Origin of the sequence: Pseudenterobacter timonensis (assembly GCF_900021175.1) — a bacterium.
Classification (GTDB): domain Bacteria; phylum Pseudomonadota; class Gammaproteobacteria; order Enterobacterales; family Enterobacteriaceae; genus Enterobacter; species Enterobacter timonensis.
This window is the reverse complement of sequence record NZ_FCOP01000013.1, coordinates 73372-87141: the sequence shown is the minus strand read 5'-3', so window position 1 is coordinate 87141 and position 13770 is coordinate 73372. Positions and strand designations below refer to the sequence as shown.

Here is a 13770-nt window from a genome sequence, read left to right as displayed (position 1 = left end):
CTGCTTTTTCTAACCTGTCGCGATGGGCCATCATCGCGCACTCCCACTGCCATTCGCTCTGTTTTACGTTATTTTTCATCATCATGAATAATTAACCATGCTTACATAATGGTTAATAAGATGTTGCTTGAGCGTAAAATTAACGTGAAATATTACTTGAATATTCATCTAATTCTTCCATGATTGACCTGACGTTAGTCAGGATAAAAAAAGAGCAATAATGCTCAGCCTGAATTTGATTCATTTTTTCTGGTGAAGGTATCAATCATGAAGCCAGTACGCAAGAGCAATGGTTTTGTCGAGCAGTTTACACTCGGCGAGGGGGATCTCCGCTTCGCGGTGAAAGACACGCTGGATGTTGCCGGATACCGCACCCGGGCAGGCTGTCCGGCGCTGGCAACCGTACCGGTGGCAGAGCGCCATGCCGGGGTCGTCGCCACCCTGCTGGAGGCGCGCTGCCTGCTGGTCGGTAAAACCACGCTGCATGAACTGGCTTTCGGCGTTACCGGCATCAATCCTCGCTGCGGCACGCCGGTCAATCCGCGTTATCCCTCCCTGATCCCGGGCGGCTCCTCCAGCGGGTCGGCGGCGGTGGTTGCCTCTGGCGAGGTGGATTTCGCCCTCGGCACCGATACGGGCGGCTCCGTGCGAATGCCTGCCGCCTGCTGCGGCATTATCGGGCTGAAACCGGGCTTTGGCGTGTTAAGCCGTCATGGCGTCATGCCTGAAGAGAGCTCGCTTGATTGCGTCGGCGTGTTCACCCGGGATGCGGCCATGCTACGCGACGTGGTGACCCGGCTGGCGATCCCCGTCGGCGAACCGCTCGACGCATTGCCCCCCATGGCCTGCGTGCTGGCGGCTGAGCCAGAGATTGACGCCTGCATTCTCGAATTTCTTGCACAGGCAGGATGTTCCCCCCAGGAAACGACGCTTGCTTTGCTGGAGGAGGCGCACCGCGCGGGGCTCACCCTCATTAGCCATGAAAACTGGCGTGCATCAGGCCCGCTTCTCGCCACCAGTCTGGTGTCGGCGGATGTGGCTTTACGCATCCGTGCCGGCGCAGACATTACCCCTGCCGCGTTACGCCAGGCAGAACAGACGCGTATCGCTTTTACCGCCGGGGTGGATGCCTTACTCGATAAGACGCCGCTGCTGGCGATGGCGACGCTGCCGGAGCTGCCGCCCACCTTGCAGGAGGCGAAGGAGCCGCTAAGCGTGGTCAACCTGACGCGTCTGGTTCGCCCCTTTAACCTCAGCGGCCACCCGGCGCTGACGCTGCCCGTCGGCGAAATCGACGGGCGTCCGGTGGCGCTGCAGCTTATCGCCCGCAAGGGTCATGACGGGTTGCTGGTGCAGGCCGCCGAGTGGCTCTTGTCGCGACGACGTCACTAGCCCTCACATTTCTGTTTTCACCCTGAAGATTCAGTGAGTTCGACTCATTGCGGCTTCGCTCGTCCTGACGCGCGCCGCTGATAACTATCCGGAGGATGCTATGTCTGCCGTACCTGTTCGTGAGGCGCTGGTTCCGCTGCTGAGTGAGGTGGCTAAACGCAGCCATGAATTTGAGCATCAGCGTCATATCTCCGACGACGTGATCGCCCGCTTCAAGGAGGCGGGAGTCTACCGCGCCCTGGTGCCCCGGATGTACGGCGGCGACGAATGTTCCCCGGCGCAGTTTTGCGAGCTGATTGAACAGATCTCCACCGCCGACGGCTCGGCCGGCTGGGTGGCAAGCTTTGGCATGAGCCCGTTCTACCTCGGCGCGCTTGCGCCAGACACCCTGAAGGAACTCTGGCGCGACGGGCCTGACGTGGTCTTTGCCGGGGGGATCTTTCCGACGCAAAAAGCGCAGCAGGCCGATGGTGGCTATCGCGTCAGCGGACGCTGGAGCTTCGCCAGCGGCAGCATGGGAGCGTCGGTGCTGGGCGTTGGCATCCTGCCGGAGGGCGATCAGCCCCTGCCGCGTATGGCGGTACTGCCAAGAGCCAGCGTGCAGATCGATCCGGTCTGGGACACCGTCGGGCTGGCGGGCACCGGCAGCCACGACCTGGTGGTTAACGACGCGTTCGTGCCGCATGAGTGGACCTTTGTGCGCGGCGGAGCGCTGAATCTGGAAGGGCCGCTTTACCGCTACCCGGTGCTCTCGCTTGCCACGCAGGTGCTCTCCGTGGTGGCGCTGGGGGTGGCGCGCGCCGCGCTCAACGAAATCTACGCCATTGCCCATCGTCAGCAGTCGGTCACCGGCGCGCCGGGGCTGGCTGAACGCCCGCAGGCGCAGATGCAGATCGCCCGTTGCGAAGCCGAACTGCGATCGGCCCGGGCCTGGTTTTATGAGGCGATTGACGAGGTCTGGCAGCGGTTGCTGGCGGGAGACGACCCGAACTGCGAGCAGATCAACGCCTTACGGCTTTCCTCTACGCATGTCACCCGCGTGGCCGCTGAGGTGGCGCGTCAGGCCCTGGCGCTGAACGGCATGGGGGGCGTCACCATGACCAGCCCGCTACAACGCTATGTTCGCGACACGATGGTGATTACCCAACATGCCTTTATGGGCGACCTCTCGTACCTCAATGCCGGGACGGTCTTTTTTGGCGGCAAACCGCTGCCAGGTTACCTGTGATTTTTAACGAAAGGAGTAACAGATGAGCCAGTCAACGACCTTACGCGTGCTGTTTTGCATCGGCGTTAACCAGAATTTTTTCGATGCCAGCGCGGCAGAAGCTAAACAGGTGTGGGCCGCCTTCGGGGTGATGATGAAAGGCATCGAGGAGACGCCGGGCATTCGCGTCATCGGCAATATGGACGACGACCAGCTGATGGTCGGGCCATCCACCGCCGCGCCGTGGACTACCTACGTGCTGGCGGATGCCGAGCGCCTGGAAAACGTGGCGGCGGTCTGCAACCTGTTCCGCACCACGCCGGTGGGCGACAGCGGAAGCAGACTATGGAAGTACTGCAAAATCGAAGCCCGCGTGGGCCGCGAACTGATTATTCAGAGCTGACCATGAACGCCCGGGATGCGCTGCGCCTGCAGCAACTCGAAGAATACCAGGCCGCACGTCTCTGCATCAGCCACTACATGCACCTGTGCGACCGGCTCGACACGCCGGAAATAGTGCAGGCCATTGGCGCGCTCTTTACCGCCAATGCCTGCTGGGAAGGGGTGGGTGAACCTTACGCCACTCGTCTCGGTCGCCACCAGGGGCGAGAGGCAATTATGACCATGATGGCGGGATATGTGCGAAAGCCCGCGCACTTTGCCATGAACGCCCATTTTCTCTGTTCAGAGGCGCTATGGCACGAGCCGGACGGGCAGCTTAAAGGCCGCTGGCTGATGTTACAGACCTCGGCGTTCAGCGCGGGCGGCGCCCATCTGAACGCCGCTGAAATTGAGGTCACCTTTACACCCGGGGAGCCCGGGATGGTGATGGCGCATTTCACGACCCGCAACCTCTTCAGCAGGCCGGTTGACCACTGGCAGGCGGCAGATGCCTTACCCGTACCGGATAAAAATTGACTGGCAGGAGACTGGATATGCAGTGCGAGCAACACATCAGCGTGAAAAACATCGACACCGTGCCGTCACGCACAGAAATCGCGGCGCTGGTCCAGCGTGACCGGGTCCACACCTCGCTCTACACCTCGGAGACGCTGTTCCGCCTTGAGCTGGAGAGAATTTTCAGCAAAACCTGGGTCTGGGTGGCGCACACCAGCGAAATCCCGGAGAGCGGCAGCTTTAAAACGACCGAGATCGGCACCCAGCCGGTGATCGTGGTGCGCGACCGTAAAGGCAACGTCCATACGCTGCTGAACCGCTGTCGCCACCGTGCGGCGACGGTGTGCGAGCATCGCAGCGGCAAAACCAACAGTTTTGTTTGCCCCTATCACGGCTGGGGCTACGCGCTGGACGGCAGCCTGCGCGGCGTCCCGCATCCGGAAAGTTACGCTGACCAGCTGGAGAAAGGGGAGCTGGGGCTGGTGTCGCTGCGCACCGAGCAGTACGCCGGAATGATCTTCGCCACCTTTAACGAGCAGATTGAACCGCTGGAGGATTTTCTCGGCGCGGCCAAAAAGTGGATGGATCTCTTTATGAAACAGGGGGCGGGCTATCCGATCAAAACCGGACCGGCGCACCGTTTCCGCTTCCCGGGCAACTGGAAAATCCAGCTGGAAAACACCACCGACGGCTATCACTTCCCGGTGGTCCACCGCTCGTTCTTAAGCTCCGTGGATAAGCAGACCGAAGAGATGCTCAACTTCGTTGACGGCAGCGGCTACGTCGAAGATTTAGGCAACGGACACAGCGTAATGGTGATGATCCCTGAGCTGGTGGATCTCGAAGCCAACCTTGACGCCCCCATCCCGGAACGCTTCACCGAACTGGCGGAGGCCCTGCGCGCCGATCATGACGAAGCGCAGGTGCGGCGCATCGTTCGTGCCGTCGGCGGCTCCGGTTTTAACCTCAATATTTTTCCGAACATCGCCTGTTCGATGGCCTTCTTCCGCGTGCTCCAGCCGGTATCCGTCAACGAAACCGAAATTCACCATGCGGTGATCACCATGGAGGGCGGGCCGGAGATTGCCAATCAGGCGCGCCTGCGTCTGCACGAACACTTTCAGGGGCCGATGGGTTTCGGCACGCCGGATGACTCCGAGGCCTGGGAGCGCGTGCAGCGCGGGGCTACGTCGGGCGACGATCTCTGGATCATGCTCAACCGCGGTCTGGCGGGGGAGTTCCGCACCGACGATGGACTGCGCAGCGACGTCAGCGCCGAAACCGGCATGCGCGCCGCCTATCAGCAGTGGAAAAAGCTCATGACGGAGAACGAAAAATGATGACGCCCGATTCTGCTCTCTTTACCGCCATGTCGGTGGTGAATCTTGAAGGCGATCTGCTCGACCAGGGGGAGTTCAACGCCTGGCTGGATCTGTGGCAGCGCGACGGTCTTTACGTGGTGCCCATCGATCCCGCCGAAACCGATTTTAAAAACAGCCTCAACTACGCCTGCGACGATCACCCCATGCGGGAGAAGCGGGTGAAACGGCTTTACAGCGGCGAATCGATCTCCACCACGCCGCGCGCCCGTACGCTGCGCACCCTGTCGCGCCTGCGCGTGCTGGAGTCAGACGACAGCACCATCGTGGTACGCGGGGCGCAATCCCTGTGGGAGCACCGCAAGGGCCATAGCCGCCACTACGCGGCAGATATCACCTGGCATCTGCAGCAGCAGGGCGAACGCTGGCTGATCCGCCAGAAGGTGATCCGCCTGGTTAACAGCGACGATGTGCTGCACAGCATCGGCTACATCCTCTGAGGAGCCGCGTATGACGCAAACCGTAGTAGTGACCGGCGCGGCCGCCGGGTTAGGAAATGTTATCGCCTCCACGTTGCTGGCGCAGGGCTTTCAGGTGGTGCTGACGGATGTGGACGCCGCCCGCGCGCAGCAGGCGGCAGATGAGCTGGATAACGGCAACGTGCTGGCACTCGGGCTGGACATCCGCCAGCCGGAGGATTTTGACCGCGCGCTGGCGGCCACCCTGACGCGCTTCGGCAGCCTGGAGGTACTGGTGAACAACGCTGCGCTGACGCTCGCCACACCGGTGATGGAGATCGACGTCGACGAGTTTGACCGGGTGATCGCCACCAACCTGCGCGGGACTTTTGTCGGCTGCCAGACCCTGGGGCGCTATTTCGCCAGCCGTGGCTACGGGCGGATTATTAACCTGGCGTCGCTCGCCGGGCAAAACGGCGGTACGGCGTCGGGGGCGCACTACGCGGCGTCCAAAGGCGGCATCCTGACGCTCACTAAGATCTTTGCCCGCGAGCTGGCGAAATCGGGGGTGACGGTGAATGCTATCGCCCCCGGCCCGATGGATCTGCCCACCGTTCATGCACTGGTCCCGGAAGAGAAGATGGCGAGCCTGTTGCAGACGATCCCGGTGGGTCAGCTGGGGGAGGCGGAGTTTGTGGCGCAGGCCGTAGCGCTGCTGGCTTCCCCGCAGGCGTCGTTTGTCACCGGGGCGACATGGGATATCAACGGCGGTCTGTTTATGCGCTAAGGAGCGATCATGCTGACGTTACAGGTTATCCGGCGCGAGCTGCAGGGCGAAGTGGTGCTACTGACGCTGGCGCATGCGCAGGGTATTGCCCTCCCGGCGTTCAGCGCCGGGGCCCATATCGACCTGCATCTTGCGAAAGATTTGGTTCGTCCGTACTCCCTGTGCGGCGATCCTCAGGACCGTCACCACTATCAGCTGGGCATTCTGAAAGAGAGTGACTCGAAGGGCGGTTCCGTGGCCGTACACGCGCTGAAGGAAGGTGACAGTGTCACCGTAAGCGAGCCGCGCAATCTCTTTGCCCTGGACGAACATGCCCCGCATAGCCTGCTGATTGGCGGCGGGATCGGCATCACCCCGATGCTGGCGATGGCCGCCGAGCTGCATGCGGCGGGGCGTTCATTCTCGTTGCACTACTGCGCCCGTTCCCGCGCGCAGGCAGCCTTCGTGTCACGGCTGGAAGCGTCAGCGTATGCGCCACATCTGCATTTTAGCGATGAACAGCGTCTGAACCTGACGGCGGTACTGAGCGACGTGCCGCCTGATACCCACGTTTACGTGTGCGGGCCGTCGCGTCTGATGGAGGCGGTTAATGCGCAGGCGTTAGCGCAGGGTTTTGCCCCCGGGCAGATCCATCAGGAGTGTTTTAGCGCGGAGGTGGAGACCAAAGGCGAGGCGTTTGAAGTGTTTGCCGCCGCCAGCGGCATCGCCGTGACCGTGCTGGAAAACCAGACCATCGTCGAAGCGCTGGCGCAGGCCGGGCTGAAGGTCAACGTCTCCTGTAAACAGGGGATCTGCGGCAGCTGCCTGACCGATGTCATTGAAGGGGAGCCGGACCACCGCGACCACTATCTCACTGACGAAGAGAAGGCCGACGGCGATCAGATATTGCTCTGCTGCTCCCGCGCGAAGTGCGGGCGGTTAGTTATCGATCTGTAAGGAGATCCCCATGACACTGCAAACTGAATTTCGTAACGCAATGGCCCAGCTCGGCAGCGCCGTGTCGGTGATCACGACAGACGGCCCGGCGGGCAAGTTTGGCTTTACCGCGTCTGCCGTCTGCAGCGTGACCGATACGCCGCCAACGCTGCTGGTCTGTATGAACCGCAGCTCTTATGCCCATCAGCACTTCTGTCGCAACGGGGTGCTTTGCGTCAACGTGCTCTCCGGCAGCCATCAGGAACTCTCCGGCATCTTTGCCAACGCCAGCTTGCGTTCGGAGGAGCGTTTCCTGCACGACAGCTGGCAGGTGATGAGCAGCGGCGCGCCGGTGCTGAGTTCGTCGGTAGCAAGCTTCGACTGCCTGATTGCCGACTGTCATGAGGTGGGCAGCCATTCAGTTTTCTACTGCCAGGTGCAGGCGATTCGCATCAGCGAGCAGCCGCGCGGGCTGGTTTATTTCAACCGTCGTTACCATACCATCGGGCATGACACTGAGCCTGGCCATTTTCCCGCCAGCAGGGGTAATGCGTAATGAGCAACGTCGTCACAGAACAAAAAATCAGTACTGAAGTGAGCCAGGATGCGAACCAGATGCGCAAGCTGGTGATCGCCTCTGTGCTGGGCAATGCGCTGGAGTGGTATGACTTTTTCCTCTACGGCACCGCTGCGGCGCTGGTGTTTGGGCCGCTCTTCTTCCCGGTAGGCGGCGATCCTTTGCAGGGCACGCTGCTGGCCTTTTCCGGTTTCGCCGTCGGCTTTTTAGCCCGTCCGCTGGGCGGGATTATTTTCGGCCACCTGGGAGACAGATACAGCCGCAAGATGACCTTGATCATGACCTTAACGCTGATGGGGGCGACCACTTTTGTGATTGGTCTGCTGCCTACCTACGCGCAGATGGGGATTTGGGCGCCATTGACGCTGATTATTCTGCGCTTTTTACAGGGCGTGGCCTCCGGCGGCGAGTGGGGCGGCGGCGTATTGATGCTGAGCGAAAACGCCCCGGCGTCCCGTCGCGGCTACTACACCGCCTGGAGCCAGATGGGGGTATCGGGCGGGTTTGTCCTGTCGGCATTTGCCTTCTATCTGGTGCAGAAACTGCCGGAAGCGGACTTTATGCGCTGGGGCTGGCGCCTGCCGTTCCTGCTGAGCATCGTTATCTTTTTGGTCGGCGTTTATATCCGCAAAAACATTCGCGAAAGCAGGGCGTTTACCCAGGCGAAGCCGGAAGATAAGCACGAAAAAATTCCACTGCTGATCCTGGTGCGCGAACACCCGAAAGCGCTGCTGCAGGCCATTGCGTTGCGCCTGCCGGAAAACGGCGCGTCCTATATCTTCTTCACTTTTTCAGTGGTCTATGCGAAGCACATTGGCATCAGCACCGGCGACATCATCAGCGCCGTGACGCTGGCGATGCTGGTGGAGTTTTTCTCCATTCTCTTCTGGGGGGCGCTCTCCGATCGTATCGGTCTTAAACCAGTCTACTACATCGGCGTCATCGGCCTGCTGGTGATGGCCTTCCCGTTCTTCTGGCTGCTCTCTACCGGCAGCTATGGCTGGATCCTGCTGGCCATGTTCCTCGGCCTGCCGTTCTGCCACGGAGCGATGATCGGCACCCAGCCCTGCATAATGAGCGATCTCTTCCCGGTGCGGGTGCGCTACTCCGGGCTGGCGCTCGGGCATGAAGTGGGGTCGATCTTCTCCGGCGGTTTGGGGCCGATGCTCGCCGTCGCGCTGCTGATCCAGTTTGACGCCGCCTGGCCCATATCGATTCTGCTGCTGGTTTACGCGTTACTGGCTTGGGCTGCGCTACGTAGCCTGCCGTCTCACAAAGAGGAAAGAGAATGATAGATAAAAGGGTGCTGGATACAGACCACGCGGTTGCCGACATCTTTGACGGCGCGGTGGTGATGGTCGGCGGATTTGGCCCGGCGGGGCAACCCGCAGAGCTGCTGGATGCGCTTATTCGCCGCAGGCCGCGCGGGCTGACGCTTATCAGCAACAACGCGGGAAATGGCGACTATGGCCTGGCGGCGCTGCTGAAGGCAGGCTGCGTAAAAAAGGTGATCTGCTCCTTCCCGCGTCAGGTGGATTCCTGGGTCTTTGACGATCTTTATCGTCGGGGAGAGGTCGAGCTGGAGCTGGTGCCGCAGGGCAATCTCGCGGCGCGCATTCAGGCGGGTGGGGCCGGGCTGGGCGGCATTTTTACCCCAACCGGTTTTGGCACCGAGCTGGCGAAAGGGAAAGAGACGCGACGTATCGACGGTAAAGATTACGTTTTTGAAACGCCGCTGAAGGCCGATTTCGCGCTGATCAAGGCGCTGAAGGGAGACCGCTGGGGCAACCTGGTGTTCGACAAAACAGGGCGTAACTTTGGCCCGATTATGGCGACCGCAGCCGCCTGCACCATCGCGCAGGTGAGCGAGACGGTGGCGCTGGGGGAGCTGGACCCCGAAGCGGTGGTCACGCCGGGGATCTTTGTGCAGCGAGTGGTGGTCGCGGCGGGCGCGCTTAAGGAGTCCGCATGAATAAGTTAACCCCAGAACAGCTGGCCCAGCGTATTGCCCGCGACATCCCCGAAGGGGCCTATGTCAACCTCGGCATCGGTATGCCTACCCGCATCGCCAACTGGCTGCCTGCCGACCGCGAGATCTTTTTGCACAGCGAGAACGGCATCCTCGGCATGGGGCCCGTCCCGGCGCCGGGCGAAGAAGATCCGGAGCTGATCAACGCCGGTAAGCAGCCGGTCACGCTGCTGGCGGGCGGCTGCTATTTCCACCACGGCGACTCCTTCACCATGATGCGCGGCGGTCACCTTGATATCTGTGTGCTGGGGGCGTACCAGGTCTCCGAACGTGGCGATCTTGCGAACTGGAGCACCGGTGAACCCTCGTCGATTCCGGCCGTGGGTGGCGCGATGGATCTGGCGATTGGCGCCAAAAAAGTGTTTGTGATGACCGAACATCTGACCAGAAAAGGCGAGTGCAAAATCGTCAAAGCCTGCACTTATCCGCTGACCGGAATAGCCTGCATCGACCGGATCTACACCGATATGGCGGTGATGGATATAACCGAAACGGGCGTCGTGGTGCGGGAGCTTTTTGGCGATATCACTGCCGACTATCTGCAGTCCGTCACGCCGGTCGCGCTGACGTTTGCCCTGTTGAACGAAGACGCCACGGCGTAAGGCGGGAGAGTATGGAGCTGGAATATCGACTCGATGGCCCGACCGACGCCCCGCTGCTGGTACTCTCCAGTTCGCTGGGCACCACCTGGGCGATGTGGCAGGCGCAGATGCCCGCCCTGACGCGCCATTTTCGCGTGCTGCGCTACAACACCCGTGGCCATGGCCGCTCACCGCTGCCGCCGACGGCCATCAGCCTGGCCTCCGTGGGCCAGGATGTGATTGATCTGCTGGATCACCTGGGGGCAGAAAAAGCCTCTTTCTGCGGGATCTCTCTCGGCGGTTTGATCGGGCTGTGGCTCAACCGCTACGCCCCGGAGCGTTTTCACCGTCTGGTGGTGGCTAACACTGCCGCCAAAATTGGTGCAACGGAGGGCTGGTTACAGCGGGCGGCGCTGGTTCGTGAGCAGGGTATGGCGCCCGTCGCGGCGACGGCAGCCGACCGCTGGTTTACGCCGGACTTTCGCCTGCAGCACCCGGATGGGGTGGCGGAGCTGGTCGCAGGGCTTAAAGATACGCCTGCGGAGGGCTATGCCGCCTGCTGCGAAGCGCTGGCCTGCGCCGATCTGCGTGACGAACTGCCGGCCATGCCGCGCCCGATGCTGGTCATTGCCGGAGAAAACGACCCGGTGACGACGCCTCAGGATGCGCGACTGCTGGTAGCGGCAGCCCCGCACGCCCGCTACGTAGCTTTGCCCGCCTCTCATCTCTCGAACGTCGCCTGTGCTGACGCCTTCAGCCAGCACGTCATCACCTTCTTAACGGCAGGAGCACAACATGAGCATCACAATTGAATCCATCGCCTGCTGGCTGGTGGATATCCCGACGATCCGTCCGCACAAGCTGTCGATGACGACCATGGGCTGCCAGACGCTGACCATTGTGCGCATGAGCTGCGCCCAGGGCGTCGTCGGCTGGGGCGAAGCGACCACCATCGGCGGCCTGAGCTACGGCGCCGAAAGCCCGGAGGCGATCAAATCCGCCATCGAAACCTATCTCGCGCCGCTGCTGTGCGGCAAAACCTTCAGCGGCCCGGCGGCGCTGGCGCAGGCTATGAACGGCAGCGTGAAGGGCAACACCTTTGCGAAATCGGCCCTCGAAATCGCGTTTCTGGATGCGCAGGGCAAAGCGCTGGGCGTTCCCGTCAGCGCGCTGCTGGGCGGTGCGATATGCGAACGGCTTCCCGTTCTCTGGACGCTGGCGAGCGGCGATACGGAAAAAGATATCGACGAGGGCAAACGCCTGCTTGCCGAAGGGCGGCACAACGCTTTCAAGCTGAAGATTGGCGCGCGGGAGCTGGCGACCGATATCCGGCACGCGCTGGCGATCGGGGCTGCGCTTGGGGACGACGTGAGCATTCGCGTTGATGTCAACCAGGCCTGGGATATGACCACGGCGATTAAGGGGATGCATCAGCTGCAGGAGGGCGGTATCGACCTGGTGGAACAGCCCATTCCCCTGTGGGACAGGCAGGGGTTAATTACCCTGAGCCAGCGCTTTGCCATCCCGATCCTGGCCGATGAGGCGGTCTCAACCAGCCATGACGGCTATGCGCTGGCAAGCGGCGGCTTTACCGGCGCGTTCGCGCTGAAGATTGCCAAAGCGGGCGGCCCGGCGCAGGCGCTGAAGCTGGCGCACATGGCGCAGGCGGCGGGGGTGGCGCTCTATGGCGGCACCATGCTGGAGGGGACGCTCGGCACGGTGGCGTCCCTGCATGCCTGGTCAACGGTGCAGATGCAGTGGGGCACCGAGATGTTCGGCCCGCTGCTGCTGAAAGATGACATCGTGGCGCGCCCGCTCATGTTCAGCGACGGGCAGGTAACCCTGCCGTCCGGCCCCGGTCTGGGGATTGAAATCGACACCGACAAACTGCGCCATTACGCGCGCCAGTAAGGAGCTTACATGCTTTTTAAAGTGGAAATGACCGTCAATATTCCTGCCTCGCTGCCGGCAGAGCAGGCTGAGGCGATCAAAGCCAAAGAGAAAGCCTATTCGCAACGTCTGCAGCGAGAGGGTAAATGGCTGCACATCTGGCGGGTGGTGGGACAGTACGCCAATGTCAGCATCTTCGACGTCGCGGATAACCAGGAGCTGCACACGCTGTTAACTGAATTACCGCTCTATCCCTATATGGCTATTACGGTGCAACCGCTCTGCGCCCATCCGTCTGCCATTTAAAACAAAAAATACCCTACAAAATGAGGAACCTGCCATGACCACGAATCCGGTATATCCGTCAGAACTGGACGCCTTGCTCGCCATCAGCAGCGGTTTAAATGCTGAGGGTGGAAACGAACGTTTTAAACAGATCATGCATCAGCTGCTGAGCGACCTCTGCCACACCATTAAAAAGTTCGATATCACCGACGAAGAGTTCTGGGTCGCCATTAACTACCTGAACGAGCTGGGCGAGCGAAAAGAGGCGGCGCTGCTGGCGGCGGGACTGGGCCTGGAACATTATCTGGATATGCGCGCCGACGAAAAGGAGGCTGCCGCCGGCAACACCAGCGGTACGCCGCGCACCATCGAAGGGCCGCTCTATGTGGCGAACGCGCCGCTGAGCCAGGATTTCGCCCGCATGGATGATGACAGCGAAGAGACGGAGGCGATGTGGCTTCACGGGAAGGTCACCGATCTGCAGGGCAACCCGGTGGCAGGGGCGGTGGTCGATATCTGGCATGCCAACACGCATGGTTGCTATTCCTTCTTTGATCCCTCCCAGAGCGAATACAACCTGCGCCGCCGCGTCCGGACCGCAGCGGACGGCAGCTACGCGGTGCGCAGTATTGTGCCCTGCGGCTACGGCTGCCCGCCGGACGGTCCGACGCAAAAATTACTCAACGGCCTGGGGCGTCACGGTAACCGTCCGGCGCACATTCACTTCTTTGTCTCGGCGCCGGGTTTTAAGCATCTGACGACGCAGATAAACCTCAACGGGGACCAGTACCTGTGGGATGACTTTGCGTTTGCCACCCGCGAAGAGCTGATTGCCGATCCGGTGAAAATCACCGATGACAAGCTGGCCCGCAAGCGTGATATTCACGCTCCCCATACGGAGGTGAGCTTCAGCTTTGCGCTGGTGAAGGCCGCTGAGAGCGGAGAGGAGGAGAGAGTTAAGCGTGCGCGCGTGATGGAATAGCAGGCTTCAGTGGCAAAGAGCCAGTCAGTCAGTTGCTTAACTGGCTGGCTCTTTTATATATCAGAATACTTTCTTATACGGCTTAACAATAACCTTGCTGTAAACGCCCGCCGCCACGTAAGGGTCCGCTTCTGCCCAGGCATTCGCTGCTTCCAGCGATTCAAACTCAGCAATAACGGTTGAACCGGTAAAGCCAGCTGCGCCCGGATCGTTACTGTCCACGGCTGGCATCGGTCCCGCGGTTAACAGTTTACCTTCATCATGCAGCAGCTGAAGGCGTGCCAGATGGGCAGGGCGAACGGAGAGACGTTTTTCCAGGGAATCGGCAACGTCTTCAGAGAAGATAACGTAAAGCACGGCAATGCTCCTTAAGAGAAAAAGTGAGGATTACGTTATGTGAAAGCGCTACGTCCTGCAATGTAAAGATAGCGACTTTGTTAAATCCCTGCCG

At 61.0% G+C, this 13770-nt stretch carries 17 protein-coding genes; 16 read left to right on the top strand and 1 reads right to left on the bottom strand.

Annotated features, from left to right (window positions below; all coding sequences use genetic code 11):
- Positions 1-267 precede the first annotated feature (267 nt).
- From BN3796_RS15850 to catA, 16 genes are all read left to right on the top strand, one after another.
- Positions 268-1392 carry an amidase gene (locus BN3796_RS15850; protein ID WP_061709336.1) on the top strand — a complete coding sequence of 375 codons (1125 nt, stop codon included), beginning with the start codon at positions 268-270 and terminating at the stop codon, positions 1390-1392.
- A 100-nt stretch (positions 1393-1492) separates the two neighbouring features.
- Positions 1493-2620, top strand: a complete 1128-nt coding sequence (locus BN3796_RS15845; protein WP_061709335.1) for an acyl-CoA dehydrogenase family protein — start codon at positions 1493-1495, stop codon at positions 2618-2620.
- A gap of 22 nt (positions 2621-2642) precedes the next feature.
- Entirely contained in the window at positions 2643-3002 is a 360-nt protein-coding gene (locus tag BN3796_RS15840; RefSeq protein ID WP_061709334.1) for a hypothetical protein, read from the top strand.
- On the top strand, positions 2945-3517 hold the full coding sequence (locus BN3796_RS15835) for a nuclear transport factor 2 family protein (RefSeq protein WP_238379241.1): 573 nt from the start codon (positions 2945-2947) through the stop codon (positions 3515-3517). The genes BN3796_RS15840 and BN3796_RS15835 overlap by 58 nt, the downstream gene beginning before the upstream one ends.
- A gap of 17 nt (positions 3518-3534) precedes the next feature.
- Entirely contained in the window at positions 3535-4836 is a 1302-nt protein-coding gene (locus tag BN3796_RS15830; RefSeq protein ID WP_061709332.1) for an aromatic ring-hydroxylating oxygenase subunit alpha, read from the top strand.
- Positions 4836-5315, top strand: a complete 480-nt coding sequence (locus BN3796_RS15825) for an aromatic-ring-hydroxylating dioxygenase subunit beta (protein WP_061710035.1) — start codon at positions 4836-4838, stop codon at positions 5313-5315. Before BN3796_RS15830 ends, BN3796_RS15825 begins: the two co-directional genes overlap by 1 nt.
- A gap of 10 nt (positions 5316-5325) precedes the next feature.
- On the top strand, positions 5326-6060 hold the full coding sequence (locus BN3796_RS15820) for an SDR family NAD(P)-dependent oxidoreductase (RefSeq protein ID WP_061709331.1): 735 nt from the start codon (positions 5326-5328) through the stop codon (positions 6058-6060).
- A 9-nt stretch (positions 6061-6069) separates the two neighbouring features.
- Positions 6070-6996 (top strand): PDR/VanB family oxidoreductase, encoded by a 927-nt coding sequence (locus BN3796_RS15815; RefSeq protein WP_061709330.1) that lies wholly within the window; start codon positions 6070-6072, stop codon positions 6994-6996.
- 10 nt (positions 6997-7006) lie between these two features.
- Complete coding sequence (locus BN3796_RS15810; RefSeq protein WP_061709329.1) at positions 7007-7531, top strand: flavin reductase; 525 nt, start codon at positions 7007-7009, stop codon at positions 7529-7531.
- Positions 7531-8844 (top strand): MFS transporter, encoded by a 1314-nt coding sequence (locus BN3796_RS15805; RefSeq protein ID WP_061709328.1) that lies wholly within the window; start codon positions 7531-7533, stop codon positions 8842-8844. Before BN3796_RS15810 ends, BN3796_RS15805 begins: the two co-directional genes overlap by 1 nt.
- Positions 8841-9524, top strand: coding sequence for a 3-oxoacid CoA-transferase subunit A (locus BN3796_RS15800; RefSeq protein ID WP_061709327.1), 684 nt, complete (start codon positions 8841-8843; stop codon positions 9522-9524). Before BN3796_RS15805 ends, BN3796_RS15800 begins: the two co-directional genes overlap by 4 nt.
- Positions 9521-10183, top strand: coding sequence for a 3-oxoacid CoA-transferase subunit B (locus BN3796_RS15795; protein ID WP_061709326.1), 663 nt, complete (start codon positions 9521-9523; stop codon positions 10181-10183). Before BN3796_RS15800 ends, BN3796_RS15795 begins: the two co-directional genes overlap by 4 nt.
- Before the next feature lie 11 nt (positions 10184-10194).
- The gene (pcaD, locus tag BN3796_RS15790) at positions 10195-10974 is read left to right on the top strand and encodes a 3-oxoadipate enol-lactonase (RefSeq protein ID WP_061709325.1); all 780 of its coding nucleotides are present in this window, start codon (positions 10195-10197) and stop codon (positions 10972-10974) included.
- The gene (locus tag BN3796_RS15785) at positions 10958-12073 is read left to right on the top strand and encodes a muconate cycloisomerase family protein (RefSeq protein WP_061709324.1); all 1116 of its coding nucleotides are present in this window, start codon (positions 10958-10960) and stop codon (positions 12071-12073) included. The genes pcaD and BN3796_RS15785 overlap by 17 nt, the downstream gene beginning before the upstream one ends.
- 9 nt (positions 12074-12082) lie before the next feature.
- The gene (gene catC, locus BN3796_RS15780) at positions 12083-12358 is read left to right on the top strand and encodes a muconolactone Delta-isomerase (RefSeq protein ID WP_061709323.1); all 276 of its coding nucleotides are present in this window, start codon (positions 12083-12085) and stop codon (positions 12356-12358) included.
- A gap of 34 nt (positions 12359-12392) precedes the next feature.
- Positions 12393-13319, top strand: coding sequence for a catechol 1,2-dioxygenase (gene catA / locus BN3796_RS15775; RefSeq protein WP_061709322.1), 927 nt, complete (start codon positions 12393-12395; stop codon positions 13317-13319).
- Between the two features lie 60 nt (positions 13320-13379).
- On the opposite strand, the gene BN3796_RS15770 is transcribed toward catA, so the two are convergent.
- A complete protein-coding gene (locus BN3796_RS15770) occupies positions 13380-13676 on the bottom strand; it encodes a YciI family protein (RefSeq protein ID WP_061709321.1) in 297 nt (98 codons plus the stop codon).
- Positions 13677-13770 lie beyond the last annotated feature (94 nt).